Source organism: Peptoniphilus sp. HMSC075B08 (genome assembly GCF_001815405.1).
Lineage (GTDB): Bacteria > Bacillota > Clostridia > Tissierellales > Peptoniphilaceae > Peptoniphilus_A > Peptoniphilus_A harei.
The window spans coordinates 95,860-121,978 of record NZ_KV820458.1; the positions used below are offsets into that span (position 1 = coordinate 95,860).

Here is a 26,119-nt window from a genome sequence, read left to right on the forward strand (position 1 = left end):
AAAAAACAGTCCCACATTCATCACGTGAGACTGTTTTAAAATTTCTAATTTTTCTTACATATAATTTTCTGCTTTCACACTAGCCTTTGATGGTGATAGAAGTCTTGAGTAGGCTTCAACTAAAACTACAGCACAAAGACTTGGTAGGACCCAGGATAAACCACTTGATGCCATAGGCAAACTTGCCTCAAGATTTGTTAAAAGTGGCAAGTTTAAATTAAACTTTGATTTTGCAACTGCCACAAGTGGTAGACCTACTGCAAAGAAAGCTGATGCCTTGTAAGAATACTTAGAGTAGCCTACAAAATCATGAGTAAATCCTAAAACTATTAAGACTAAGGCAACTGGATATATAACAGTTAGTAGTGGAACTGATAGGGCAAGAAGTTTATTAAGTCCAAAATTTGCCATAACAAAGGAGAAGAAGGTCCAAAGGAAAACCCATCTGCCATAGGACATCTTGTGGTTAAATAGTGTACAAAAATATTCTGAACCACTTGATATTAAACCTATGCAAGTTGTTAAACAAGCAAGAGTAAATATTGATGCCAATAAAACCAATCCTGCATTGCCAAAGACAAGCTTAACAGCTTCTGTAAGAACTACTGCACCATTTTCTGCTCCAGCAAAAGCCCCTGATGTCACCATACCCATTGTTGAAAGCATTAGGTAGACAAGAAATAAAACTGAACCTGCAACTAGACCAGCCTTAGCAGTGTAAGATGTCACAAGCTTCTTATCTTCAACTCCAAACCTCCTTATGGCAAGAGTGACAACAAAACCAAAGTTAAGTGCTGCAACAGCATCCATTGTGTCATAACCTGCTAGGAAACCAGCAACTACTGGAGCGTCCTTATAATTTCCACTTGCCACTGCTAAATCTTTTGGTAAAGTCATTACCTTGGCAAACATTACAAGTATTAAGAGCAAAAGTGTTGGGGTTAAATACTTTCCAACTCTTGCGACTAACTTATTTGGTTTTAAGCAAACAAGCATTGCAACTGTAAAGAATAAAAATGTATAAATTAATCTGGCAAGTGATAGGTTAAAGCTTTCAGGCACGTAGGGTGCAATTGCCATTTCAAAGGGAACTGACCCTGCTCTTGGTATTCCAAGTCCAGGTCCTATGGAAAGGTATATTGCAGTAGTAAAAACTAGGGCGAACTTTTCTCCAACTCTTGAAGATAAGTTTTTAAGTCCATCAGTCTTGCCAACGGCTATAGCTCCAAGGACTGGGAAGATAATTGCGGTAACAGAAAAAGCCAAAAGTGAAATAATAGTCTTATTCCCTGCTTGGTTTCCTAAAAATGGAGGGAAAATTAAATTTCCAGCTCCAAAGAACAATCCAAAGAGCATTATGCTCACTTGAGTAAACTGACTTCTTGATAATTTTTTCATACTTTCCTCCTAATTTTTAATTTTATAAATAAAAAAAGTCCCTTGTCTAAATAATAGACAAAGGACGAATTATCGCGTTACCACCTTAGTTCTTACGAATATGTAAGCTCTCTTAACAAGCATCAATCAATGCCGAGTATAGATAACGCCTACTAAAGCGGCAAATCTTACTAAGGTTCAGATTTGCATAAGAAAAAGGATTTTCGAATTTATCTCCATTATAGGCTTTCACCAAACGCCTACTCTCTGAAAACTTTAATAAACCTACTCGTTTTTTCCAATATTTTTTATTAATAAAATTATGATTTGCATGTTATTATAAGAAATAAAAATCAACTTGTCAAATACTTTTTTGAAATTTTTTTAACATAAATAAAATTCAAAAAATCAAACTAAATATTTTCTGTAAGTGAATCTATTTTTTCTTCAAGCAAATCATCATCTAGACCCAAACCCTTGGCAAAGAACTTAAGACCATTTTTTGTGTCCTCTAAAGTCTCAAAAGAAGCTGAAGCATATGTCATGCCTTCCACCTTTAGTCCTAGAGACTTATCATAAGTCACACTTGAATCTGTAAGTAAACATTCTGGATTAAGATTTTTTACCAGCTTAAAATCAGGATCCATTTCATCACCTATGAGGCTGGCATCAGGATAAAGAGCTTCTGCTCCACTAGGAACTCCTACTACATTTTCATAAGCCAAAAATTTTAATGCCTTTGCAGCCTTAACTGACATGGCAACAATTCTTGGATTTTCTTTTTCCACAAAGAGTTCCCTATCTTTAGTATCAGCCCTTTTTTCTTTGTCTACATTTTCTTGGCTTACTTCTTTTCCATTGGAAGTATTTTCAACACTTACTTTCTCCTTAGACTTACAAGAAGTTAATAGGACCATTATAAGTAAGGCATAAGCAATCTTATTATAAAACTTTCTTTTCATAATAGAGCCTCCTTCTAAATTTTTGCACTATCTTTAATTTATTCTATTAATAGAATATCACATTATTAAGAAAATGTAAGTGCAAAATATTGTAAAAGTTTTAAACATTTTAGAGAGCTTGAATAAATCTTAATATAGTTTTTATGTATTTTTTATAAAAAATGTACAAGAAAAAACTGCCGCCTTAAGCGACAGTTTTGATTTAAAGTTTAAGATTAAGCATTAGTCTTTTCTGCAGCTGCTTTTTTAGCTTGAGCTTCTGCGATTTTTGCTTGTCTTTCTTTTTCTTTCTTTTCTTTTTCCTTTTGTTTCATCTTTTCCACTCTTTCAGGATATTCACAATAGATAGCTCCTGTTGGACATTTTGAAACACAGATTCCACAGTTGATACACTTGTCGTAATCAATTGATGCTAAGTTATTTTCTACATGGATTGCATCCTTAGGACAGTTCTTTTCACAGATTCCACATCCTATACAACCAATGCTACAATTATTTCTAACAACTTTTCCTGAATCAAGTGATTTACATTCAACAACTGTTTTTGATTTGTAAGGTCTAAGTGAAATAATTTTCTTAGGACAAATGTTGATACACTTCATACAAGCTACGCATTTTTCCTTGTCTACGACTGCAACTCCATTAACCATGTGGATGGCGTCAAATTCACATACGCTTACGCAAGTTCCACCACCACAGCAACCATAGTTACAAGCTTTTGCACCTTGTTGGTAGTCAGCTATAAGTCTACAGTCAACTAGGTCATTGTAGTCATATTTATTTTTTGCCTTGTCGCAGTCACCTTGACAGTGAACTACGGCAACATTTCTATCAACATTTTCTGCATTGACACCCATTACTTGGCTGACTTTTTCAGCAGTTTCTGCACCACCAATAACACAACCATTAACTGGTGATGTACCATTGGCAATTGCTTCTGCAAGTCCATCACAACCTGGGAAACCACAAGCTCCACAGTTTGCTCCTGGAAGGGCATCTCTTACTTCAGCTACCTTTGGATCAACTTCTACATAAAAAACCTTTGATGCAATGGAAAGTATTATTCCGAAAAAAGCTCCCGCTATTCCCAAAAACACCATTGGGGTAAGTATTGCACTAATTTCCATAATTACCTCCTATACCAATCCGCCGAAACCTGAGAATGCTATGGCCATAAGACCAGCACTCACAAGCGCAATAGGAACACCTTGAAGTGCCTTAGGTACATCTGCAAGCATAAGTTTTTCTCTTAGGGCTGCGATTAATACTAAAGCTAGTGTAAAGCCTAGAGAAGCTCCAAATCCACTAAAGATTGTTTCTATTAAGTTATATCCGTTTTGCACGTTTAATACTGTTACACCAAGTACAACACAGTTTGTAGTGATAAGTGGAAGATAAACACCCATAGCTTGGTAAAGTGAAGGTGATGACTTCTTTATAAACATTTCTACAAATTGTACTAGTGATGCAATTACAAGTATAAAGGCAATTGTTTGTAAGTACTCAAGTCCAAATTTATTTAATACGAAATTTTGAATTAGCCATGTTATTGCAGATGCAAGTACAACTACAAAGGTAACGGCAACTCCCATTCCAAGGGCAGTTTCTGTTTTGGAAGATACACCTAAGAAGGGACAAATTCCTAAGAACTGAGCAAATATATAGTTATTTACAAGTATTGTTGAAATTAAAATTGTTAAAATACTCTCTAACATTAGTCTGCCCTCCTATTAAGTAGTAGTTTAAATCCTGCAATTAAGAATCCTAGAAGTATGAAGGCACCTGCTGGCGCTCCCATAAGTCCAATTCCTGGATAGGATTCTGGTAGGACTTGTTTTTCAAATAATGTTCCGTAGCCGAAAAATTCACGCACAAGACCCATGGAAAGAACTGCTATTGTATAGCCAACTCCTGTTCCAAGTCCATCTACTATTGATGGAACAAGTTTGTTCTTGTAAGCGAAACCTTCTGCTTCTCCAAGGATACAGCAGTTAACTACGATTAGTGGTAAGAAAATACCAAGTGCTGCATAAATTGATTGAAAATATGCTTGAAGGATCATTTGTACTAAAGTTACGAAAGTTGCAATTACTACTATAAAACAAGGAATTCTTATTTTATCAGGAATTACATTTCTAAGAGCAGATACTACTGTGTTACTCATTATAAGTACAAAAGTAACTGCCATACCCATTGCTAGTGAGTTAGTTAAGCTGTTTGTGATAGCCAGTACTGAACAAAGACCTATAAGTTGCATGAATACAGGATTGTTTTTGAAAGCACCGTCTAAAAATACTTTAGATAATTTCATTTTAAACCCCCTTATTCATTCTTTAGAACTTCGTTGTAAACTTGAATGGCATCATTTGAGCCTGCAAGAGCTGCCTTAGAAGAGATTGTAGCTGATGTCAACCACATAACTTCATTTTCAGCCTTAGGTTCCTTAGAAAGTTCTAGTGGACCAGCAGCAGACTTTCCTTCATAGGAAGGATAATATTCATCAGTAGTGATTCTAGAACCAAATCCACTTGTTTCTCCATTGGAGATATTTCTAAATCCAGCGATTGTATCGCCTTCAAGTAGGAAACCAAGGGCGTTGGTCATAGCTCCACCATAACCATTTGATTTTACGTTTACACCATATCCAACAACATCCTCACCTTTTTTGGCTACGAAGATTTTTTCTATGTTTGGATATTTTTCTTTTATTGAATCTAATTTAGCTTGATCGTATTCTTCGAAACTATCAGCAGCATCACCAAAAATAACTTCATAGGATGCAAGTGTATTTTTAAGTTCAGTTTCAGCAATTACTGGAGCCGTAAAACTATTTACAGCTGCAAGAAGACCTGCTGATAGGGCACAGAATACTAAAAGTATTATTCCAAATTTTACTGGTTCTTTCATTTACTTCGCCTCCCCATATGCACTTGATATAGTAAGTTTGTCAATTAATGGTGTTGCGAGGTTCATAAGACATATTGCGTATGAAACACCTTCAGGAAGAGATGCCTTAACCCTAATTACTGCAGTTAAGATACCACAGCCAAGAGCAAAAATAATTCTTCCCTTTCTGTTTATTGGGTTTGTAGTGTAGTCAGTTGCCATAAAGATAGCACCAAGTAACAAACCACCTGCAAGTAGTTCATAAGGAATAAGTTCCATTGGGATTCCAAGAACAAATAGACATATTGCAGTTGATGCAACATAAATTACTGGGATTTCCCAAGAAATTACCTTTCTTGCTACTAAGTAAACAAATCCAATTAGAAGTGCAATTGCAGAAGTTTCTCCTATTACACCACCAATATTTCCCATAAACATATCTCCCATTGAAGTAAGATTTGCAAGATCACCAGATGCAATAACTTGAAGAGGTGTTGCATAAGATAGACCATCCATAGCTGCAGATGATGTTGTAAGACCTTGCTTCAACAATTCTGGTGAAATATAATCTGTAATTTGTTTTGGCCAAGATGTCATAAGTACAAGTCTTGCTGCAAGAGCTGGATTCATAAAGTTAAAACCAATACCACCAAAACATTCTTTAACTACTAATATTGCAAAAACTGATCCGAAAGCTGCCATCCATAGTGGAAAAGACTCAGGCATATTAAGTGCAATCAAAATTCCAGTAACAACAGCAGATAAGTCAGCTATTTGAACAGTTTTCTTTAGGCATTTTTGTGTAATAAGTTCAGTAAATACACAAGCACCAATACATACTGCTAAAAGTGCTATGGCCCTTGTTCCAAAGAAATATACAGAAGCAATCATTGCAGGAGCAAGTGCGATAATAACATCAAGCATAATCTTTCTAACAGTATCATTTGACCTAATATGAGGAGCTAGTGAAACAAAGCGTGCCTCATTTACTGTCATCGGATCCTTATTAATTTTATTATTTTCCAAATTGATCCCTCCTATCTCTTTTGATTAGCTCTGATTTCTCGTTTAGCTAATTTAACAGATGCTGTAAGATGTCTCTTGGCTGGACAAACAAAGGAACATATACCACATTCCATACATTGGTCAGCGTGAAGATCCATACATAAGTCTACATCGCCCTTTAAAATCGCATGATTAATATCAGTTGGATTTATATTGGCTGGACAATGGTCTACACATCTTGAACATCTAATACATGGAGATTCAATTCTTTCTGTAACTTCTTCTTCAGTGAAAACCAAAATACCAGAAGTAGTCTTAGTAATTGGAGAGTCAAGATTAAATACTGACTTACCAGTCATAGGACCACCACAGATGATTTCTTTGAAGTTGTCTTTAAGACCGCCACAGAAATCTAGGATATCTCCCACAGGAGTACCTATTTTAACGAGAATATTCTTAGGTTCCTTAATACCAGAACCAGAAACAGTTATAACTCTTTCATAAGAAGGCTTTCCTTCAATCATAGCTTCATAGAAAGCTAGAGTTGTACCAACATTAGTTAGGAAAACTCCAACATCATTTGTTACACCATTTTGTGGAACAATTCTACCAACTACGGCTTCAGAAAGTCTCTTTGAATCACCTTGTGGATACTTAGTTTGACATCCAACAACCTTTAAGTGATTCCAATTAGGATTTTTTCCTATAACTTCTTCCATCTTAGCAATTGCATCAGGTTTGTTTTCCTCAATTGCCATGTAAGAAGCTTCCTTATTGTAAAAATGTGAGAAGATATCTAAACCTTCTAATATTTCTTCAGTTTTTTCTAGCATAATTCTATGGTCACATGTAAGGAAAGGCTCACATTCTGCACCATTGATTATACATTCGTCTAGAACTGGATCTTCACCCTTAAGTTTTGCATGAAGAGGGAAACCAGCTCCACCCATTCCTACGATTCCCTTTTCCTTAATAAAAGGAATTAAGTCGTCAATAGGATGATCCTTATAATCCTTGAAAGATTTAAGGTCCTCAATCATTTCATCTTTGCCATCGTTTTCTATAACGACGCAATCACAATACCTTCCATCAGCTGTATACATTTTTTTAATCTCTTTAACTGTACCTGATACAGAAGAGTGTATAGCTGCTGAAATAAAAGCATCAGAATTCCCAACAATTTGGCCAACTTTAACAGAGTCGCCCTTTGAAACAACAGGTGAGCATGGTGCTCCAATATGTTGTGACATAGGTATGTAAGCAATCTTTGGACTTGGCATCCTCTCAATTGCGATTTTTTCTGTCAAAGTTTTGTGTTCGTCCATATGAACTCCACCTACGGAAAAAGTGAGATTTCTTGAACTCATAAAACTTCACCCCTTATTTGGCTTTAGCCTATATTTTTACCATTTGTTATAATTATAACACTAAATTTTATTAAAGTACATTATTCTACTGAAAAAATTCATTTTGGGAAATCTTTATCATCATTCAAATCTAGTCATTCTTAAAATAGGGTTTCTGATATCATTTATCAAAAACAAGACCAATAAAAACTTTATTTTATCTCTCTATTTTAATTCTTCGTATTTATTCAAGAGCAAATTAAGCGATTAAATTTAAAAGCAATTCTTTTTTATCAAAATATTTTTCAATTTCACAAGGATAAAATATCTTATTTTATTTTTCTATCCAATAGAATAATTTTTTGAATATAAAAAAGCGACCCTCATATAAGGTCGCCCTATCATTTTTATTATTATTTTAATCTGGAAGAGGAGCTAAGACTAAAGCCCTTCCCTCAATTACAGTTTGTCCATGTTGATTTTCGCAGACTGTACTTAATATTACCCTATTTGTGTCAGGGAATAATTCTTCAACAGTACAAGTTGCAGTAATAGTATCACCAAAGTGAACTGGGTGAGTAAATTTAAGATCTTGATTCAAATAAATAGTTCCTGGACCAGGTAATTGAGTTCCTAGTACTGAAGAAATGAATCCTGCACTAATCATACCGTGGGCAATACGTTTTTTAAATCTTGTCTTTTTCGCAAATTCTTCGTTTATATGGGCAGGGTTAAAGTCACCAGATACACCGATATAGTTATAAACGTCTGCCTCAGAAACTGTTTTTGTAAAACAAGCACTTTGTCCTACTTTTAATTCATCAATAGTTTTCCCCTTTGTATTATCCATAAGTCACTATCCCTTCTCTATTTATTTTGAACGTTTCTTTAGCCAATCTACTACTGTTGGCGCTACTTCTTCTTGACTTCTTCTACTAACAAACATTCCAATGTGTCCTGTAGGGAAAGATTTAGCTGTGTAGTCATCGCTTCCTACACAATCTCCAATAGGAATTGACGCAGCATTTGGAACTTGATTGTCTCTTTCTGCATAAAGGTTTAGGACTGGTTGAGTAATCTTCTTTAAATCTACTTTTTTACCAGCAATTTCCATTTCACCCTTCATTAGGCGATTTTCCCTATACATTGCATTTAAAAATTCCTTGTATGCCATTCCAACTTGTCCTGGACTGTCAAAAATCCATTTTTCCATAGTCATAAAGCTTGAAAGATGTTCAGGATCATCTAAGTCATTTATAACATCTACATATTTATTGACCATTAAAGAAAGAGGTTTCAAAGTTAGGAAACCAGTATTCATAAAGTCTCCTGGCACAACTCCATAGGCTTCTACCATCCTATCTGGATTTAAATATTTCCCCCATTTGAAAAGAAGTCCATCATCTGTTGAAAAGTCGACAGGTGTAACCATAGTCACTAGGTTCTTAATTTTTTCTGGATGAAGAGATGTGTACATTAAACTAAAAGTACCACCTTGGCAAACGCCTAGAATATTTATCTTGTCTACTCCCTTTTCCTTTCTAATGTGGTCGACACAATCGTCAATATAAATATTTATATAATCATCAAGACTTATATATTTATCATCAGCAGTTGGAAATCCCCATTCGATTAAATATAAATCAAGACCACTATCCACTAACTTTTTAATAAAAGACTTGTCTTGGCCAATATCCATCATAGAAGGAGTGTTAACAAGGGCATAAACAATTAGTGTCGGAACCTTGCTTACACTTCTTGTAGACTTTTTATAGTTATAAAGTTTTAATTTATCTTCCTGAAAAACAACCTCTCTAGGAGTTTGATTTGCATGATCATTAGTTGCACTAATCATACTTTCATAACTCTTTAGGAATTTTTCCTGAGCCTTTATTCCTTCCTCAATAGATGTCTTTATATCGAAAAAATCATTATACATATTTTTGCCTCCCTTAATTAACTATTTCAAAATTATAGGAAATAATTATTTGTCACTTTTTAAGTCTTCTTTTCCCCTAAGTTCTTCCAATTCTTTTTTAAGAGCCCTAACTTCACGTCTCAATTCGTAAACATTTTTATAAACATTGTCTACTTCTGATTTTGTAACAATTGGAGAATCGCTAAGAGATTTTTCTATTAACTTGTCGTATTCTATTTTAAAAATCATATATGAATCTGCTGCTTTGGCAATAAGCTTTGAGAATTCATCAGTGTAGAAGTACTTTTCAATGGCATTTTCAACATGTTTTGACCACATCTTATAAAACTCATTGAAAGTTTTTGGATCTTCGCCCTTATCAACTGAGTCGAAGTATTCTTCAAAAACTTCTTGAGAATTTTTGTATCCAACTGATAAGGCCTTTGTTATAAATTCTGAAACAGAAATAAGCATATCAACCATAGAGTCTACAGCCCTGTTATTTTGTTCCAGTAATTCTCTAGAACTTCCCACTACAGGAGACTTTACTAAAACTCCAAAAGTCTTATTATAAGCATCCTTCCATTCTTTTAAGGCATCTGATAACTTCATTGGATCCTTATAAATAGATTCCATATATATCTCAGCTATATTTTGGTAAGCAAAAGACCATGGGCCAAGGAAATTTTCTAAAGTTTTTAAATAGGTATTAAAATAGCTTTGAGAATTAACCATCAAACCTTGCATCTCTTTAGGTAAAAGTGGAATCAGATTATTTGTGAATATTTCATTAAATTGCTTTACTAGTTGTTCAAGGTTTTCTTTATAAGTATCAGTTCCTGGCTTTAAAATGTCGTCATTAAATTTTTTCCATTGTTCATAAGCTCCAAGATACAATTTGTTAGAATTTAGAATTTTTTCGAAGACATCTCTTGTACCCGCCCCCATCATTTTGCTGGCATCAAGAGGATTGTATAATTCCATCATTTTTGTCCAAGCTTCGTAAGTATTATTGGAAAATACATTTTGTGGGCCTGCATTTTTCATCATATCTTCCCAACTTCTCATCCAAGCTTGTTGAAATTTTGCCCAATCTTGATATTTTGTAAAATCAAAGGCATTATCTTCAGATTCTTTATTTTCAGGGTCTCTCTTTGGCAGAGCATCCACCCATGCTTTCATCATATCTTGGCTTATCTTGAACATGTCATTCCAAGCATTGTAATTCATTGTCATATTATCCTCCCCAAATATTAGAATTAAAAAAATTTATTACTTCATCTTACTAATAGGTTACCCGGTTTTTATATTATAAAACAGCAATATTTGTTTTTGTTAAATAAATATTAAAGTTTATGTAAAATTTATTATTTCTTAGTTTTTTATTTGATTTTTGATTTTGATTTCTTTATTATAAAATTTTTAATTTTATGCTTCTTCTACTCCCTTCCACAAAATATGATAATAGGAATTTATTTTGAAATTAAAAAAAGACTTTGCTTAGAAATTCAAAATAAAAATAATTTAGCTTGAGAGTTTAAATAAATTTTTTTAATTAAGAATCATTGTTATAAAACTTCTAATTTTTAATTTTCTTGTAGTCCCTTTCACAATCTATAATTAATTAAAATTTTTATAAACTTAAAATCCAAATAATTTATCTCAAGACTTAATAAATTTTTTTATTTTAACCATATTACCTATTCTTTAATTGAATTTTAAAAGGTCCTTTTATATCTAATTTTAAAAACTTTTAATCAGCGTCATTTTTTTACAAGCTCATAGTTTACTTGAAGGTCAAAACTTTTTATAAAGTCATGATTATTAAGAAGCTTAAAGTTTTTTATAAAGTCATAATTTAATAAAAAGTCATGGTTTTTTATAAAGTCATAATTTTTTACAAGTTCATAATTTTTCAGAAGTTTATAATTTATTACAAGGTCATAATCTTTCAGAAGTTCATAACTTATTACAAGGTCATAATCTTTCAGAAGGTCATAGTTTATTACAAGGTCGTTCTTTTTTAGAAAGCCAAAATTTATTACAAACTCATAGTTTTTTCGAATCTCAAAGTTTATTAGAAGGTCATGATTTTTTACAAGCACCTAGTTAACTAAAAAGTCTTAATTTTTCACAAAATCATAATTAACTTAAGACTTGCAAAATTTTTGAATCTTTAAAAATTTTAAATTTTCATTAATATTTTTATTCACAAAACATATAAGAAAATCATCCTTAAAAAATTGTACAAAAAAAGTAGGCTCATCTCTAAGCCTACTCTTAATTTATAATATTTTATTCTTCTTCAACTGTTTCAAGTTCAATTTTTACATCATCACTTGTGATAACTTCAGAGTCTTCTAGGATATTGTAATCTTCCTTCAAGCTTTCGTCGATTCCAATTTGAACCTTGGAATTAATACGAGCTCCTGTACCTGCTGGTATAAGTTGTCCAATTATAATATTTTCCTTTAGACCTTCAAGTTTATCTTCCTTACCCTTGATTGCTGCATCTGTAAGAACTCTTGTAGTTTCTTGGAAGGATGCTGCTGATAAGAAGGATTCTGTTGCAAGGGAAGCCTTTGTGATACCAAGTAAATTAATTTGACCAATTGCTGGTTCTTTACCTGCATCTATTGCGTCCTTATTTGCTTTTTTGTAGTCAACAACATTTACAAGAGATCCTGGAAGTAAATCTGTGTCTCCTGCATCTTCTATCTTGCACTTTGATAGCATTTGTCTAACAATGATTTCAATGTGCTTGTCGTTAATGTCTACCCCTTGAAGTCTATAAACTCTTTGAACTTCTTTTACAATATATTCTTGTACACCCTTTTCGCCCTTAACACGTAGTAAGTCTTGTGGATATACAGAACCTTGTGTAAGTTCATCTCCTGCTTCAACTTCATCGCCTGCTTTAACCTTTAGTCTTGAGCCATAAACGATGTTATAGGAGTCAACTGTTCCATCTTCAGCTGTAATAAGAACTTCTCTCTTCTTGTTAGTTTCCTTAATGTCAACTACACCAGCACGTTCTGCAATTACTGCAAGACCCTTTGGCTTTCTTGCTTCGAAAAGTTCTTCAACTCTTGGAAGACCTTGAGTGATATCGGCAGCTGCCGCTACACCACCAGTGTGGAAAGTTCTCATTGTAAGTTGTGTACCCGGTTCACCAATTGATTGGGCAGCAATTACACCAACTGCTTCTCCAATACCAACGTGGGAGCCTGTTGCAAGGTTTCTACCATAGCAGTGGGCACAAACTCCATTTTTACTCTTACAGCCAAGGATTGATCTAACCTTAACTTCTTCTATACCTAGAGATTCAATTAGGACTGCGTCATCATCAGTGATTGTTTCGTTAGCTCCAACTATTAGTTCTCCAGTTTCTGGATTTACAATATCTTCAAAGGAATATCTTCCTTCGATTCTATCTGCAAGAGATTCTATTAGTTCTTTTCCATCTTTGAAGGCCTTAGCTACAAGATATTCATCTGTGCCACAGTCTTCTTCAGAAATGATTACTTGTTGTGAAACATCTACTAGCCTTCTTGTCAAGTAACCAGAGTCGGCAGTCCTTAGGGCTGTATCGGCAAGACCCTTTCTAGAACCGTGGGCTGACATGTAGAATTCAAGTACTGATAGACCTTCCCTAAAGTTTGAAGTGATTGGAACTTCTATTGTCCTACCTGAAGGTGATGCCATAAGTCCACGCATACCTGCAAGTTGTCTGATTTGGTTCTTAGAACCTCTGGCTCCAGAGTCTGCCATGATGTAGATGTTGTTTAGGGCATCAAAGCCGTCCATTACATCGTCAGTTAAGTCATCTGTGGCCTTGTTCCAAATTTCAATTACCTTTTCATATCTTTCTTCATCAGATATAAGACCTCTTCTAAAGGCTTTTTCATACTTAGCTACTTCTTTTTCAGCTGCTGCTAAAATTTCTGGTTTAGATGCAGGAATTTGTACGTCACCCATTGAAATTGATACTGCTCCAATAGTTGAGTAGTGATATCCTGTTGCCTTGATGTTGTCAAGAAGTTCAGCAGTTTTTATATTTCCATGTTTTTTGTAAGTTTTTTCAATTATTTTTCCAAGAAGTTTCTTATCTACAACTTGGTCGATTTCAAGTGAATACTTGTCTTCATCCCTGTTAACAAATCCAAGGTCTTGTGGGATAAATTCGTTCATTAAAAATCTACCAACAGTTGATGATACAATTTTTCCCCTCTTGTCATTTTCATCTGCATATCTTCTAATAGATACCTTAGATTGAAGGTGTAAGAATCCTGATTCATAAGCGTGGAACATTTCATCATAGTTTCTATAAATTGATCCGTCGCCCTTTAGCTTGTTTTCTCTCATAAGAGTTAGATAATATGAACCAAGAACCATATCTTGTGTAGGAGTAGTAATTGGCTTACCGTCCTTTAGGGCCAAGATATTGTTAGTTGAAAGCATTAGTAGTCTTGCTTCAGCTTGTGCTTCAGTAGATAGTGGTAAATGGACTGCCATTTGGTCACCATCAAAGTCGGCGTTGTATGCTGTACAAGAAAGTGGGTGAAGCTTAATAGCCTTACCTTCTACTAGGACAGGTTCAAAGGCTTGGATACCAAGTCTGTGAAGTGTCGGTGCACGGTTAAGAAGAACTGGGTGGTCTTGGATAACTTCTTCAAGTACATCCCAAACTTCTTCCTTTCCTCTTTCAACCATTCTCTTTGCAGATTTAATGTTATAAGTTAGGCCACGAGAAACAAGTTCTTTCATTACGAAAGGCTTGAATAATTCAAGCGCCATATTTTTTGGAAGTCCACATTGGTAGAATTTAAGCTCTGGTCCAACTACGATTACAGAACGGCCAGAGTAGTCAACTCTCTTACCAAGTAAGTTTTGACGGAAACGACCTTGTTTACCCTTTAACATTTCTGATAAGGATTTAAGTGGTCTATTTCCTGGTCCCGTAACAGGTCTTCCACGTCTACCGTTGTCAATAAGAGCATCTACAGATTCTTGTAGCATTCTCTTTTCATTTCTAACGATAATGTCTGGAGCATTGATGTCCATTAATTTCTTAAGTCTGTTGTTTCTATTTACAATTCTTCTGTATAAGTCGTTTAAGTCACTTGTTGCAAATCTGCCACCGTCAAGTTGTACCATTGGTCTTAGATCAGGTGGTATAACAGGGATTGCATCAAGGATCATCCATTCAGGCTTGTTGTCTGATTGGATAAAGGCATCAATAACTTCAAGTCTTCTTGTTATTCTAATTTTCTTTTGTCCAGTTGCATCTTGGAGCTCTTCTGTAAGTTCGTCATTTTCCCTTTGAAGGTCAACTTTTTCTAGAAGGTCCCTAATAGCTTCTGCACCCATCTTTGCAGTGAACTTGTCACCATATTCTCTCTTGAATTCCCTATACTCAATTTCTGATAATAGTTGTTTTTCATAAAGAGTTGTTTCGCCTGGTTCAACATAAGTTACTACATAAGATGCAAAGTAAAGTACCTTTTCAAGGGCCCTAGGGCTCATGTCTAAAACAAGACCCATTCTTGAAGGGATACCCTTGAAGTACCAAATGTGTGATACTGGAGCAGCAAGTTCAATATGACCCATTCTTTCACGACGAACCTTAGCCTTTGTGACTTCAACGCCACATTTTTCGCAGACTACTCCCTTGTATCTTACTCTTTTATATTTTCCACAGGAACATTCCCAATCCTTAGTAGGTCCAAATATTTTTTCACAAAATAGACCTTCTTTTTCAGGCTTTAATGTCCTGTAATTTATAGTTTCCGGTTTTTTAACTTCTCCATAAGACCAAGATCTGATCTTTTGAGGTGAAGCTAGTCCAATTTTTATTGAATGGAATAATTCATGTTCGCTCAAGGAGCACTTCTCCTTTCATATTAATTAAAACAATAATTAATCTTCAGATTCATCGGATTCATCGTCGTCTTCGTACTCGCCGTCTTCATCTTCATAGATGTGACTTTTTTCAAAAGACTCAACTTCATCATTTGAAATTGTTCTGATTCCAATATTTGCAGTTCCAGTTTGTTCGATAAGTTCCTTTAATTCATCTTCATCTGATTTTGTATTTTTATCATCGATGTTATCAATCTTTGTTAGTTCATCTTCGTCAACTTCAAGGTCAACTTCATTGCCCTTGTCATCAAGAACTTGAATTTCAAGAGCTAGCGCTTGAAGTTCTTTTATTAGAACCTTAAAGGATTCAGGAACTCCTGGTTGTGGAATGTTTTCGCCCTTAACAATAGCTTCGTAAGTCTTAACACGACCAACAATATCGTCAGACTTAACTGTAAGCATTTCTTGTAGGGTATGGCTAGCACCATATGCTTCAAGAGCCCAAACTTCCATCTCTCCAAATCTTTGTCCACCGAATTGTGCCTTACCTCCAAGAGGTTGTTGTGTAACAAGTGAGTAAGGTCCAGTAGAACGAGCGTGGATCTTTTCATCAACCAAGTGGTGAAGCTTTAACATATACATGTAACCAACAGTTACAGGGTGGTCAAATTCTTCTCCAGTTCTACCATCTCTTAGTTGAATTTTTCCATCTCTAGAATATCCAGCTTCTTCAAGTGTGTCGAAAATGTCATTTTCATTAGCACCGTCAAATACTGGTGTTGCAACGTGCCATCCAAGTTTTTTGGCTGCAAGTCCCAAGTGAACTTCAAGTACTTGTCCAAGGTTCATACGAGATGGAACCCCTAGTGGGTTAAGAACAATTTGGATTGGTGTACCGTCTGGCATGTAAGGCATGTCTTCCTTAGGCATAACCCTAGAGATAACACCTTTGTTTCCGTGACGACCACACATCTTGTCCCCTACTTGAATCTTTCTCTTTGTAGCTACAAAGACTCTTACCATTTCGTTGACACCTGGTTGGAGTTCGTCTCCTTCAGACCTATTAAATGTTTTAACATCAACAACAATTCCATGTTCACCATGAGGAAGTCTAAGGGAAGTATCTCTTACTTCTCTTGCCTTTTCACCAAAGATTGAACGAAGAAGTCTTTCTTCTGCAGAAAGTTCAGTTTCTCCCTTTGGAGTTACCTTACCAACTAGGATATCTCCTGGTTTTACTTCTGCACCAATTCTTATAATACCCCTGTCGTCAAGGTCTTTTAGCATGTCTTCCCCAACATTAGGTATGTCTCTTGTGATTTCTTCAGGTCCAAGTTTTGTATCTCTTGCTTCTGATTCATATTCTTCAATGTGAAGTGAAGTTAATACATCGTCAATAACAAGCTCTTGACTTACAAGCATGGCATCTTCGTAGTTATATCCTTCCCAGTTCATAAAGGCTATTAGGATATTTTTACCAAGGGCCATTTCACCTTGGTCAGTTGATGGACCATCAGCAATGATTTCTCCTGCTTCTACAAGATCGCCTTCCTTGACAATAGGTCTTTGGTTAATTGTAGTTCCTTGGTTACCACCCATAAACTTGTGAAGTTTATAGGAGTCGATTCCCTTGTCAGATTCTCTTTCCACTTCAATATGGACAGAGTCAACTTTTTTAATTTTACCCTTGTTCTTAGAAACAATTACAACACCTGAGTCCTTTGCTGCCCTGTATTCAATACCAGTTCCAACAACAGGAGCCTCAGTCTTTAATAGTGGTACTGCTTGACGCTGCATGTTGGCACCCATTAGGGCCCTGTTGGCGTCGTCATTTTCCAAGAAAGGAATCATGGATGTACCTACAGCAACAATTTGTTGTGGAGAAACGTCCATGTAGTTTACGTCTCTTATGTCGAAAATATCGGCATTACCGCCATGACCTCTGGCAGCAATCCTATCTTCAACGAATTTATTATTTTCATCAAGTCTTTCGTCAGCTTGAGCAATGATTTGTTCGTACTCAACATCGGCAGTTAGATAATCTATTTGATCAGTTACAACTCCGTCAACAACCTTCCTATATGGAGTTTCAATAAAGCCATAGTCGTTGATTCTTGCGTAAGTTGTAAGGGATGTGATAAGTCCAATGTTTGGACCTTCTGGTGTCTCAATAGGACACATTCTTCCGTAATGTGAGTTATGGACGTCACGCACTTCAAATCCAGCCCTATCTCTACTCAACCCACCAGGTCCTAGTGCAGATAACCTTCTCTTGTGAGTTAATTCTGATAGAGGATTATTTTGGTCCATAAATTGTGAAAGTTGGGAAGAACCGAAAAATTCTTTTATCGCAGCTGTCACAGGTCTAATATTTATCAGTGATTGTGGAGTTGTTGCATCAACATCTTGGACAGTCATCCTTTCACGGATAACTCTTTCCATTCTTGAAATACCAATCCTAAATTGGTTTTGAAGAAGTTCTCCAACAGATCTAATTCTTCTGTTTCCAAGGTGGTCGATATCGTCAACGGATCCCACGTTATTCATAAGTCCAAATTCATAATTTATACCAGCGATGATATCGTCGATTAAAATATTCTTTGGAGATAGTTCTCTATGAGCCTTTACAAGCTCTTCCTTAAACTTTTCTGTGTCTTCAGAATATTCTTCATAAAGTTCATCGAAAAGTGGTCTATATACTTTTTCTTTAAAACCAAGTTCTTCCATGTCGAAGTCTAATTCATAGGCATCAACAAAGGAGAAGTTGTTTCCAATTACTATTGTGTTTTCACTTGCGTGTTCGTAGTTTTCGTCAGTTTTTAGTAGAACTTGATTTACCCCAGCTGCTTCAATCTTTTCAGCCTTTGCCCTATTTAATAGTTCGCCAGCTTCTGCCAAGATTTCCCCAGTCATTGGGTCAACTATGTCTTCAGCAGGAATATTACCTTCAAGTCTTGCAGAAATGCCAAGCTTTTTGTTGAACTTGTATCTACCAACTTTTGCAAGGTCATATCTTCTATCATCGAAAAACATATTCTCAAAAAGTGATTGAGCTGAATCAATAGTAGGTGGTTCACCTGGTCTCAATTTTTTATAAATTTCAAGTAAAGCTTCATTCTTGTTAGTAGTAATATCTTTTTCAAGAGTCTTTAATACAGCTTCACTTTCTCCAATTACGTCCATGATTTCTTGGTTAGATTCAACACCAATAGCTCTTAATAAGACAGTAATAGGAATTTTTCTTGTCCTATCAATTCTTACATTGATAACGCCTTGAGCATCAGTTTCAAATTCAAGCCAAGCTCCCCTATTTGGTATAAGTGTTGCCGAATAGATTTTCTTACCTGTCTTGTCTCTTTCTTCCTTATAATATGCTCCAGGACTTCTTACAAGTTGTGAAACAACTACACGCTCTGCCCCATTTATTACAAATGTGCCAGTTGGTGTCATAAGTGGAAGGTCGCCCATAAAGACTTCCTGTTCCTTTACTTCGCCAGTTTCACTATTGATAAGTCTTACCTTTGCCTTTAATGGCGCAGAGTAATTTGTGTCTCTCTGTTTAGATTCGTCTATATCATATTTGATTTCATCAGATAAATGATAGTCCACAAATTCTAAAATTAAATTTCCAGAGTAATCCTCAATAGGAGATACGTCATCAAAAACTTCTTTCAATCCTTCTTCAATCAACCATTTGTATGAAGAAGTCTGCACGTCAAGAAGATTTGGAAGTGACATAACTTCATCTACACGAGAAAAACTCATTCTCTCACGTTTCCCATATTTAACAGGATGTACCATTAATTTTCTCACCCTAGCCTTTCAAATGAGTGTATCCAATTAGAGTACAAATCACCACTCTAATTATTATTATGCAAATAGGTATTTTATCATTACCGCTGACACTTTGCAAGGTTTTTAAATAAAAAAATCCTGCCAAAAGGCAGAATTCTTTTTAAAGTCTAATATAAGCGTAACCTTCGTTTTGAAGTCTTACGATTTTTGTTATAACTAAGTCTTCGATCTCGATTTCTGAAGGAATTAGTTCTTTTTTAAGTCTATTTTCTTCTAATGCTTTCTTTCCTATTGTAATATTAACCTTTGGATTACCAATAACACCTTGGAAGTCCACTCCAGAGTACCTGTTAAATAATGCAGCTGCTTTTGACATTGCAATTATTTCTACTTGGATGTCATCAAAGTTGTCTAACAAGTCTCTTACGTTTGATATTACAGAAGTCCACTTGTCTTGTTCTACTACGTGAAAAATTACCTTCATATGTATCACTCCTTATTAGATAATATTTTACACTAATAAAGAGAAAAAGGAAAGGTCCTTAATAAATTTCTACTTTTTAAGGACAAGTTTTAAAATTTCTCTTATCTCATCAACCCTGAGTAGGATGAGAAGTATAAGATAAATTAGGCCTGCTACAAGAATAGAAATAAGAAGAGATAAATTTATGCTAAGGCTTTTTGTAAGGACTTCATAAACTATTCTCGATCCAAGAGCCATAGCTAGAGACGCAATTGTTATTTTTATAAGATTTTTAAGAAGCTTCTTATCAAACACATTTCCTATTAGTCTTATAGAAGAAAAATACATTGCAAGGGCTCCAACAATAAAGGAAATTGATGTAGCAAAAGCAATCCCCCTAATTCCCATGACTTTTGATAATAAAAGTGCAAGGGCAATATTAATTCCAACAATAATTAGAGAATTGTAAACTGGCGTCTTGTTGTCGCCAAGAGAGTAGAAGGCTCTTGAAATAATTTCTCTAACCCCAATTCCTATAACTCCAAAGGCAAAGAAAGATAAGACTGTAGCAGTAATCCTAGCATCTTCAACAGAAAATTCTCCCCCAACAAATAAGAGATTTACAATTGGAAAAGAAAAAACATAAAGGCCAAAGGCTGCCGGCACAACTAGGATTAGCATATTTGAAAGACCTTCTGAGAGGGCATCTTTTAAGTTTTCTAAATCTTTTTTTGATCCAAACTTTGCAAGCTTAGGATAAGTTGCAGTGATAATTGAAGTTACAACAATTCCTGTGACAAAACTTTGCAGCTTATAGGAATAATTTAAGATTGAAATTCCACCAGCGTAGGCTCCAGATGCAAGAGAACGTGAAATCATAAAGTTTATCTCAATAGCTGAAGTGGATATTAAGATTGGAAGAATAGAAGTAAATAATTTCTTAATATCTTCATTAAAATCAATTTTTAAAGAATGCTTGTAGCCAAGCTTCTTAATTGGCCTAATAAAAATCCCATATTGAAGGACAAAGGCCAAGAGAATTCCCACTGCAAGATAATTTATCCCCATCTTGTAGGCAAGCCCCATGGAAATAATTATTATGATATTCATAATAATTGAGTGGAGGACAGAAATTACAAACTTTTCATGAATTTGTAAGTAGGCCTTGTAGATAGAACTTACTGCTGTTACGGCAATTGATAACATGGCAACTCTTGAAACAAAAATTGCAAGCTCAAGCTTTTCTCCAGAAAAACCTTCAGCCATTAACTTGACAAGAGGTCTCGCAAATATAATGGAAAGAATTGTCACTATTGCAAAGACAATAAAAATTATATTTGAAAGATTAGCAGTAAAGATGTCAGCAAGTTTCTTGTCGTCCCTCTCCTTAATTTTGTCGTACATAGGGATATAGCCGTTGGCAACAGCACCACTAATGACATTGGTAAAGGTCATAGGAAGTTGGAAGGCTACTAAAAAAATATCTGCCACCATGCCAACTCCAAAGAAGTAAGCAAGGGCCTTCTCCCTCAAGAGTCCAAAGACCTTGGAGAGGATTGTAATTATCATAAGTATATAAGAAGTTTTCATTTTTTCTCCTTTAATTAAAAAAACTTGGGTTAAACCCCAAGTTATTATATAGTTATTTATTTTTATTTACAAGTTCACTTCTATTGCAATTCAAAAATTATTTCTCTCCTTCCAATAAGAAGTCAATTATATTTTTGTGAACAATGCCTTTTTGTGAAAAATCAAATTTATCCATGGAGAGGACATATTTTGGATAATTGTCTTTTATTAAATCATAAACTCCAAACTCCCTTTCTCTAGTTTTTTCATTTTCCATTAGGTATGAAATTTGAAAATGAGAAATGATCTCTCCTCTTTTTGCCACAAAATCTATTTCTCTATCTTTTACTTTTCCAATTTTCACATCATATCCTCGCGATAAAAGCTCAATGTAGACAATATTTTCCAAAGTTTTTTCAATATCTTTAACGTTAGAAAAGCCCATGGACTGTCTAAAGCCATGATCTGTCAAATAATATTTTTCATCAACCTTTAAGAGTTTTTTGCCTTCTAGATCAAATCTTGGAACTTTTTTTAAGACAAAGGCCCTGTTGCAATATTCCAAATAATTTAAAACAGTGTCTACAGAAATATTTCGATTTTCGCTCTTTAAATAATTTTTTATTGCACTAGCAGAAAAAGTCGCGCCAATATTTTGCATTGCGAAGCTGAGAATCCTATTAAAAATATCAACATCTCTTATATTGTTGTAGTTCAAAACATCTTTCACGAGGACTGTGTTATAAATATCATTTAAATATTTCTGAGAAACTTCTTCCTCAAGCTTGAAATATTTTAAACCTGGCATTCCGCCAATTTTTATAAATTTTTGAAATAAATCTTCTTCATTCAAATTTAAATCTTTGTAAATTTCTGAAAATTCATAGAAACTTAAGGGCTGGATTTCAAATTCAACATATCTACCAGCAAGAAGTGTTGCCAAGTCACCAGATATTAATTTTGAATTAGACCCAGTGATGTAAATGTCTGAATCAAAGCTAACCCTCAGGGCATTTATTACTTTCTCCCAATCTTCGACTAACTGAATTTCATCAAAGAAAAAATAAACTTTTCCCTTTTGGTCTTTCAATTTTTCATTTAAATATTCTTTTAATGCACTTGAATTGTTAATTTCAAAATATTCAAAGGATTCAAAATTCATATAAATTTTATTTTCTTCAGGAATATCCTTTAAAACGTCGTTCTTAATAATATTTAAAATTGTAGATTTTCCAACACGTCTCATTCCAGTTAAAATTTTTACAATTGGTTTATCAATAAAATTTTTAATTTTTTCTATATACCTATCTCTAAAAATATAATCCATTTGAATCCCTCCATCTATTTCGAGTATACTCGAATTTAAATTATTTTTCAACTTGATTTCGATTATACTCGAAAGACTTTGGGATTTTTTATTTATTTCTATTATAATCGAAAGTCTGAATTGTTTTATTATAGCTTATAAAATCAAATAACATACAAATAAAAAAGCCTTGAGTCTAAACTCAAAGCTTGTAACTTTATATCAAACTATTAATGAACATAACGAGGGGAAAAATTATAATTAACAAGAAATTTAATATCCCAAACAAAAGTGACTTCTCTTTAATTGCAAAGATAAGACCAATAAGTCCTATAATCCTGCAGATAAATAAACTTGTAAGGCCCGTAGGTCTTAAGTTTGTAAACCTTTCAAAAATATCTACAGGTAGCAAATAAGAAATTATAAAAACTCCTATGCCAGTAAAAAATAAGATTTTACTAATATTCTTACTCATAAGTCCCTCCTAGTCAAATCCTCTTATCAAATCAATGGGATTGATCTTTAGAATGTTTTTTAAAGATAATTTGTAAATTAAAATATTTATGCCATAAATCAAAATTCCAAAAGCAAGGAAATATTTATATTCAAAATATGACAACAAAATTTTCATATCCAATGTTGGCGAAATTTTTGAAATTACAAATAAAGCAGCAAAACTTATTATTAAAACTATTGCCAGTGATTTAATTTCTTCTAATATAAAATCTCTTGTATATTTATGTTTTAGTTCTTCCTCATCTATTCCACAAGACATTAAAGATCCAATTTCTTTTTTCCTTGCCATTAAACTTAAATTAATGGAAGAATATCCATTAGTTATATTTAAAATGAAAATTATGCCTGCAATAGAAATTATCATAAGTCCAAAAGTTTTTACATCTTTCATGCGATTTGCCTCTACATCTTTGCTTGTAGTTAAATTATAAGTTTCATTGTAGGCAATGGAAGAATCTAATCTATCTTTAACTTCATTCTTTATATCGTCTAACTTATTTTCATCAACTTGCATTGAGAGTTCATAGGTGTTTCTTCTCAAGTCATTGTTGTTTTTTAAATAATATTTATTCCATTCATCTAATAATTTAAAATATGTTTCAAAATCAACATATAAATTCACATAAAAAGGTAGTCTTCTTTGCCTAAAGTCCTTTGTGTCATCGATTAATTTATCTACTTTGATTGAATAATTGTAATCTTTTTTCTCTGTTATAGAGTAATTTAAACTATTTATGTTTTTAAAATATTTTGTTGTTTCTGATCCATCAATTGGTGCGTTTGGATTTACTTGGACTTTATTTAATAGCAAAGCCTCTCCCTTTTTGCCACCGATCTTTTCAAAAGTTCCATCATCTAAAGCCGTAATAATTCCATCGAGATAAAAATCTTCGCCATTATCATAATATCTGCGGATTGTTTCATCTAATTTAAGAGACCTGAACTCATCTGAATAATTTTGCTCCTTACTAAGGGAAATATATTTTTCAGTTGAAAGAAATGCTCTGTCATTTTCTGTAGTATTCATTATATCTTTTAAGACATTTGGAACTTCAGCTTCATTTGAATGAATTAGTATATTAATATTCGTATTGTAAGTGTAAGTATTTTTCACCCTATTGTACTTTGCCATAGAAAAAACTATTAAAAAAATTGAGACAATTATCATTCCAATGGCAGAAATATATCTCTGAGAGGAAGTAGTTTTTAAATTATTTATCTTTAATTCCTTCCAAATATCTTTATTTCTCTTTAGTTTTATATTTTTGTCATTAAAGTTGCCCCTTACTCCATCAATTATATTTATCTTTGCGATTTTTTTAGCTGGAGCAAGTATTGCTATTAAAATTATAAAAAAGCAAATTAACAAAACTATAAGTGAAAGGCTTGGCGAAAATTCTATATACTTATACTTTTCCTCTTCTTCTACAATCCTTTGAATACCAAGATTGAGAAGGTTGATTCCTCCATATCCGAAAACATGTCCCATAACTATTGGTAAAAATGAAATTTTTAAACCATCTTTTAAAAGCAATTTATAAATTTGATAATCTGTTGAACCAATGGATTTGTACATTGAAATTTCTCTTATCTTTCTTAGTCCCCAAACTGTAAAAATATTTTTTACAAAAAATATAAAAATAAGGATTGTAGCAAATATTAAAAGAGAATCTACAATTATCTGCCTATTTTGCTGAAAAAGACTTCCATCAACATTATAGTAATCTTTCATTATTTCGCTAAATGCTAGTTCTACTTTATCTTTATTCAAGCTAGATGCAAGATCTTTTTCTAAATTATCTTTATTACTATAGGCTTTTCTAAAATTATCAAATCTTACAAAGCTATTGGTTTTTTGACCCTTTCCTATGACAGTAGAAGCATAAAAAATCTTCATATTTTCATTGTAAAGATTTCTTGTGAGACCACTTATTACATATTCTTTGCTATCTTTTCTTATAAATTCTTCATCCTTAGTAACACTTGAAACTGCTTTTATTTGTTTTCCATCAACTAGTCTATTCCCAAATTCTACTTTTACCTTATCGCCAATTTTTAAATTTTCTTTTTCTGCAAGACTTTTTGGTATGGTGATTTCATTATCTTTTGTAGCAAAGCTTCCCTCTTTTAATATACTATCTTCTAACATCTTGTTAAAACCCTGGTCTATGTAATTTACCACTAAGACATTTTGAGATAGCTTGGCAGAATTATTTTCTACTGCAACTTCTCCCACTTCTTTAATATTCTTTATTTCCTTTAGTTTACTTGATTCACCAGAAACTGTATCAGACATAATTTTAGCATCATAAATTGATCTGTTCCTAAAATATTCATAATCAAACTTATTATTTACATATCCAATGTAAACACAAAATGTAAAGAAAATTGCAGTTATAAAAAGTGAAAGTGAGATTGAGATATTTTTCTTATTCATTTTTCTCATCTCCCACTACTTTCCCATCCACTATTGTTATTACTCTTTCTGCTTCTAAAGCTATGGACTCGTCATGGGTGATTACTATAATTGTCTGTTTTAAAGTCCTATTAAAATATTTTAAAATTTCAATTATTTCTCTTGAATTTTCTCTGTCTAAGTTTCCTGTTGGCTCATCAGCCAGCACTAGAGACGGAGAATAGATAAGACTCCTTGCTATGGCAACCCTTTGTTGCTGACCTCCTGATAGTTCACTTGGAAAAGAATCCAACTTATTTTCTATGCCAAGTTTTCTAACAATATCTAATAGGACGTCCTCATTGATTTTTCTCTTATCAAGCTTTAGGGGTAACTCAATGTTATGCCTAACTGTTAAGTTGGGAATTAAATTATAGAATTGATAAATTAATCCTACTTTTCTTCTCCTAAATAACGCTAATTCCTTTGATGAATATTTTGAGATATCATTGCCGTCTATAAATATTTTTCCAGAAGTTGGATTGTCCACACCACCTAACAAGTGAAGAAGAGTTGACTTGCCTGATCCACTTGGTCCAACAATTGCAATAAATTCTCCTTTTTCTATTTTTAAATTAACATCATCAATTGCTTTTACAAGATTTTCTCCACTTCCGTAAGTTTTTGATAAATTTTCAGTTCTAACAATTTCCATATGT

General features: G+C 33.7%; 20 protein-coding genes and 1 other annotated feature. All 20 genes read right to left on the reverse strand.

What is annotated here, in order from left to right:
• Positions 1-54: 54 nt before the first annotated feature.
• The gene (gene brnQ, locus HMPREF3023_RS07115) at positions 55-1,398 is read right to left on the reverse strand and encodes a branched-chain amino acid transport system II carrier protein (RefSeq protein ID WP_070702074.1); all 1,344 of its coding nucleotides are present in this window, start codon (positions 1,396-1,398) and stop codon (positions 55-57) included.
• 57 nt (positions 1,399-1,455) lie between these two features.
• Positions 1,456-1,687: a binding site (T-box leader), on the reverse strand.
• Between the two features lie 103 nt (positions 1,688-1,790).
• Positions 1,791-2,339, reverse strand: coding sequence for a substrate-binding domain-containing protein (locus HMPREF3023_RS07120; protein ID WP_070702076.1), 549 nt, complete (start codon positions 2,337-2,339; stop codon positions 1,791-1,793).
• A gap of 215 nt (positions 2,340-2,554) precedes the next feature.
• Positions 2,555-3,466 (reverse strand): RnfABCDGE type electron transport complex subunit B, encoded by a 912-nt coding sequence (locus tag HMPREF3023_RS07125; RefSeq protein WP_070702078.1) that lies wholly within the window; start codon positions 3,464-3,466, stop codon positions 2,555-2,557.
• A gap of 9 nt (positions 3,467-3,475) precedes the next feature.
• Positions 3,476-4,054 carry an electron transport complex subunit RsxA gene (gene rsxA, locus HMPREF3023_RS07130; RefSeq protein ID WP_070702080.1) on the reverse strand — a complete coding sequence of 193 codons (579 nt, stop codon included), beginning with the start codon at positions 4,052-4,054 and terminating at the stop codon, positions 3,476-3,478.
• Positions 4,054-4,650, reverse strand: coding sequence for an electron transport complex subunit RsxE (gene rsxE / locus HMPREF3023_RS07135; RefSeq protein ID WP_070702082.1), 597 nt, complete (start codon positions 4,648-4,650; stop codon positions 4,054-4,056). The genes rsxA and rsxE overlap by 1 nt, the downstream gene beginning before the upstream one ends.
• A gap of 11 nt (positions 4,651-4,661) precedes the next feature.
• Positions 4,662-5,246 carry an RnfABCDGE type electron transport complex subunit G gene (locus HMPREF3023_RS07140; RefSeq protein ID WP_070702084.1) on the reverse strand — a complete coding sequence of 195 codons (585 nt, stop codon included), beginning with the start codon at positions 5,244-5,246 and terminating at the stop codon, positions 4,662-4,664.
• Positions 5,247-6,251 (reverse strand): RnfABCDGE type electron transport complex subunit D, encoded by a 1,005-nt coding sequence (locus tag HMPREF3023_RS07145; protein ID WP_070702086.1) that lies wholly within the window; start codon positions 6,249-6,251, stop codon positions 5,247-5,249.
• An 11-nt stretch (positions 6,252-6,262) separates the two neighbouring features.
• Positions 6,263-7,597, reverse strand: coding sequence for an electron transport complex subunit RsxC (gene rsxC / locus HMPREF3023_RS07150; RefSeq protein ID WP_070702087.1), 1,335 nt, complete (start codon positions 7,595-7,597; stop codon positions 6,263-6,265).
• Between the two features lie 397 nt (positions 7,598-7,994).
• Positions 7,995-8,426, reverse strand: coding sequence for a MaoC family dehydratase (locus tag HMPREF3023_RS07155; protein WP_070702089.1), 432 nt, complete (start codon positions 8,424-8,426; stop codon positions 7,995-7,997).
• Positions 8,427-8,447: 21 nt separating this feature from the next.
• Complete coding sequence (gene phaC / locus HMPREF3023_RS07160) at positions 8,448-9,515, reverse strand: class III poly(R)-hydroxyalkanoic acid synthase subunit PhaC (protein WP_070702091.1); 1,068 nt, start codon at positions 9,513-9,515, stop codon at positions 8,448-8,450.
• 45 nt (positions 9,516-9,560) lie between these two features.
• The gene (locus HMPREF3023_RS07165; RefSeq protein ID WP_070702093.1) at positions 9,561-10,730 is read right to left on the reverse strand and encodes a poly(R)-hydroxyalkanoic acid synthase subunit PhaE; all 1,170 of its coding nucleotides are present in this window, start codon (positions 10,728-10,730) and stop codon (positions 9,561-9,563) included.
• A 527-nt stretch (positions 10,731-11,257) separates the two neighbouring features.
• Complete coding sequence (locus tag HMPREF3023_RS07170; protein WP_070702095.1) at positions 11,258-11,599, reverse strand: hypothetical protein; 342 nt, start codon at positions 11,597-11,599, stop codon at positions 11,258-11,260.
• Positions 11,600-11,789: 190 nt separating this feature from the next.
• Positions 11,790-15,377: a DNA-directed RNA polymerase subunit beta' gene (gene rpoC / locus HMPREF3023_RS07175; protein WP_070702097.1), complete on the reverse strand. Its 3,588-nt coding sequence runs from the start codon at positions 15,375-15,377 to the stop codon at positions 11,790-11,792.
• Positions 15,378-15,413: 36 nt separating this feature from the next.
• Positions 15,414-19,157: a DNA-directed RNA polymerase subunit beta gene (locus HMPREF3023_RS07180; protein WP_070702099.1), complete on the reverse strand. Its 3,744-nt coding sequence runs from the start codon at positions 19,155-19,157 to the stop codon at positions 15,414-15,416.
• A gap of 154 nt (positions 19,158-19,311) precedes the next feature.
• The gene (locus HMPREF3023_RS07185; protein WP_070702101.1) at positions 19,312-19,635 is read right to left on the reverse strand and encodes a DsrE family protein; all 324 of its coding nucleotides are present in this window, start codon (positions 19,633-19,635) and stop codon (positions 19,312-19,314) included.
• A gap of 69 nt (positions 19,636-19,704) precedes the next feature.
• Positions 19,705-21,204, reverse strand: coding sequence for a murein biosynthesis integral membrane protein MurJ (gene murJ, locus HMPREF3023_RS07190; protein ID WP_070702103.1), 1,500 nt, complete (start codon positions 21,202-21,204; stop codon positions 19,705-19,707).
• 97 nt (positions 21,205-21,301) lie between these two features.
• A complete protein-coding gene (locus tag HMPREF3023_RS07195) occupies positions 21,302-22,510 on the reverse strand; it encodes an ATP-binding protein (protein ID WP_070702105.1) in 1,209 nt (402 codons plus the stop codon).
• A 196-nt stretch (positions 22,511-22,706) separates the two neighbouring features.
• Positions 22,707-22,964, reverse strand: a complete 258-nt coding sequence (locus HMPREF3023_RS07200) for a hypothetical protein (RefSeq protein WP_070702109.1) — start codon at positions 22,962-22,964, stop codon at positions 22,707-22,709.
• A 9-nt stretch (positions 22,965-22,973) separates the two neighbouring features.
• Entirely contained in the window at positions 22,974-25,442 is a 2,469-nt protein-coding gene (locus tag HMPREF3023_RS07205) for an ABC transporter permease (RefSeq protein ID WP_070702111.1), read from the reverse strand.
• Positions 25,435-26,115: an ABC transporter ATP-binding protein gene (locus tag HMPREF3023_RS07210; RefSeq protein ID WP_070702113.1), complete on the reverse strand. Its 681-nt coding sequence runs from the start codon at positions 26,113-26,115 to the stop codon at positions 25,435-25,437. Before HMPREF3023_RS07210 ends, HMPREF3023_RS07205 begins: the two co-directional genes overlap by 8 nt.
• Between the last annotated feature and the right edge of the window lie 4 nt (positions 26,116-26,119).

What these genes read in the sequence shown, in the direction of transcription:
- HMPREF3023_RS07185 (WP_070702101.1), bottom strand. Translation starts at nt 19,635, where the DNA reads ATGAAGGTAATTTTTCACGTAGTAGAACAAGACAAGTGGACTTCTGTA.
- HMPREF3023_RS07200 (WP_070702109.1), bottom strand. Translation starts at nt 22,964, where the DNA reads ATGAGTAAGAATATTAGTAAAATCTTATTTTTTACTGGCATAGGAGTT.
- phaC (WP_070702091.1), bottom strand. Translation starts at nt 9,515, where the DNA reads ATGTATAATGATTTTTTCGATATAAAGACATCTATTGAGGAAGGAATA.
- HMPREF3023_RS07140 (WP_070702084.1), bottom strand. Translation starts at nt 5,246, where the DNA reads ATGAAAGAACCAGTAAAATTTGGAATAATACTTTTAGTATTCTGTGCC.
- HMPREF3023_RS07210 (WP_070702113.1), bottom strand. Translation starts at nt 26,115, where the DNA reads ATGGAAATTGTTAGAACTGAAAATTTATCAAAAACTTACGGAAGTGGA.
- rsxE (WP_070702082.1), bottom strand. Translation starts at nt 4,650, where the DNA reads ATGAAATTATCTAAAGTATTTTTAGACGGTGCTTTCAAAAACAATCCT.
- brnQ (WP_070702074.1), bottom strand. Translation starts at nt 1,398, where the DNA reads ATGAAAAAATTATCAAGAAGTCAGTTTACTCAAGTGAGCATAATGCTC.
- murJ (WP_070702103.1), bottom strand. Translation starts at nt 21,204, where the DNA reads ATGAAAACTTCTTATATACTTATGATAATTACAATCCTCTCCAAGGTC.
- HMPREF3023_RS07180 (WP_070702099.1), bottom strand. Translation starts at nt 19,157, where the DNA reads ATGGTACATCCTGTTAAATATGGGAAACGTGAGAGAATGAGTTTTTCT.
- HMPREF3023_RS07205 (WP_070702111.1), bottom strand. Translation starts at nt 25,442, where the DNA reads ATGAATAAGAAAAATATCTCAATCTCACTTTCACTTTTTATAACTGCA.
- HMPREF3023_RS07165 (WP_070702093.1), bottom strand. Translation starts at nt 10,730, where the DNA reads ATGACAATGAATTACAATGCTTGGAATGACATGTTCAAGATAAGCCAA.
- rsxC (WP_070702087.1), bottom strand. Translation starts at nt 7,597, where the DNA reads ATGAGTTCAAGAAATCTCACTTTTTCCGTAGGTGGAGTTCATATGGAC.
- HMPREF3023_RS07155 (WP_070702089.1), bottom strand. Translation starts at nt 8,426, where the DNA reads ATGGATAATACAAAGGGGAAAACTATTGATGAATTAAAAGTAGGACAA.
- HMPREF3023_RS07120 (WP_070702076.1), bottom strand. Translation starts at nt 2,339, where the DNA reads ATGAAAAGAAAGTTTTATAATAAGATTGCTTATGCCTTACTTATAATG.
- HMPREF3023_RS07195 (WP_070702105.1), bottom strand. Translation starts at nt 22,510, where the DNA reads ATGGATTATATTTTTAGAGATAGGTATATAGAAAAAATTAAAAATTTT.
- HMPREF3023_RS07125 (WP_070702078.1), bottom strand. Translation starts at nt 3,466, where the DNA reads ATGGAAATTAGTGCAATACTTACCCCAATGGTGTTTTTGGGAATAGCG.
- rsxA (WP_070702080.1), bottom strand. Translation starts at nt 4,054, where the DNA reads ATGTTAGAGAGTATTTTAACAATTTTAATTTCAACAATACTTGTAAAT.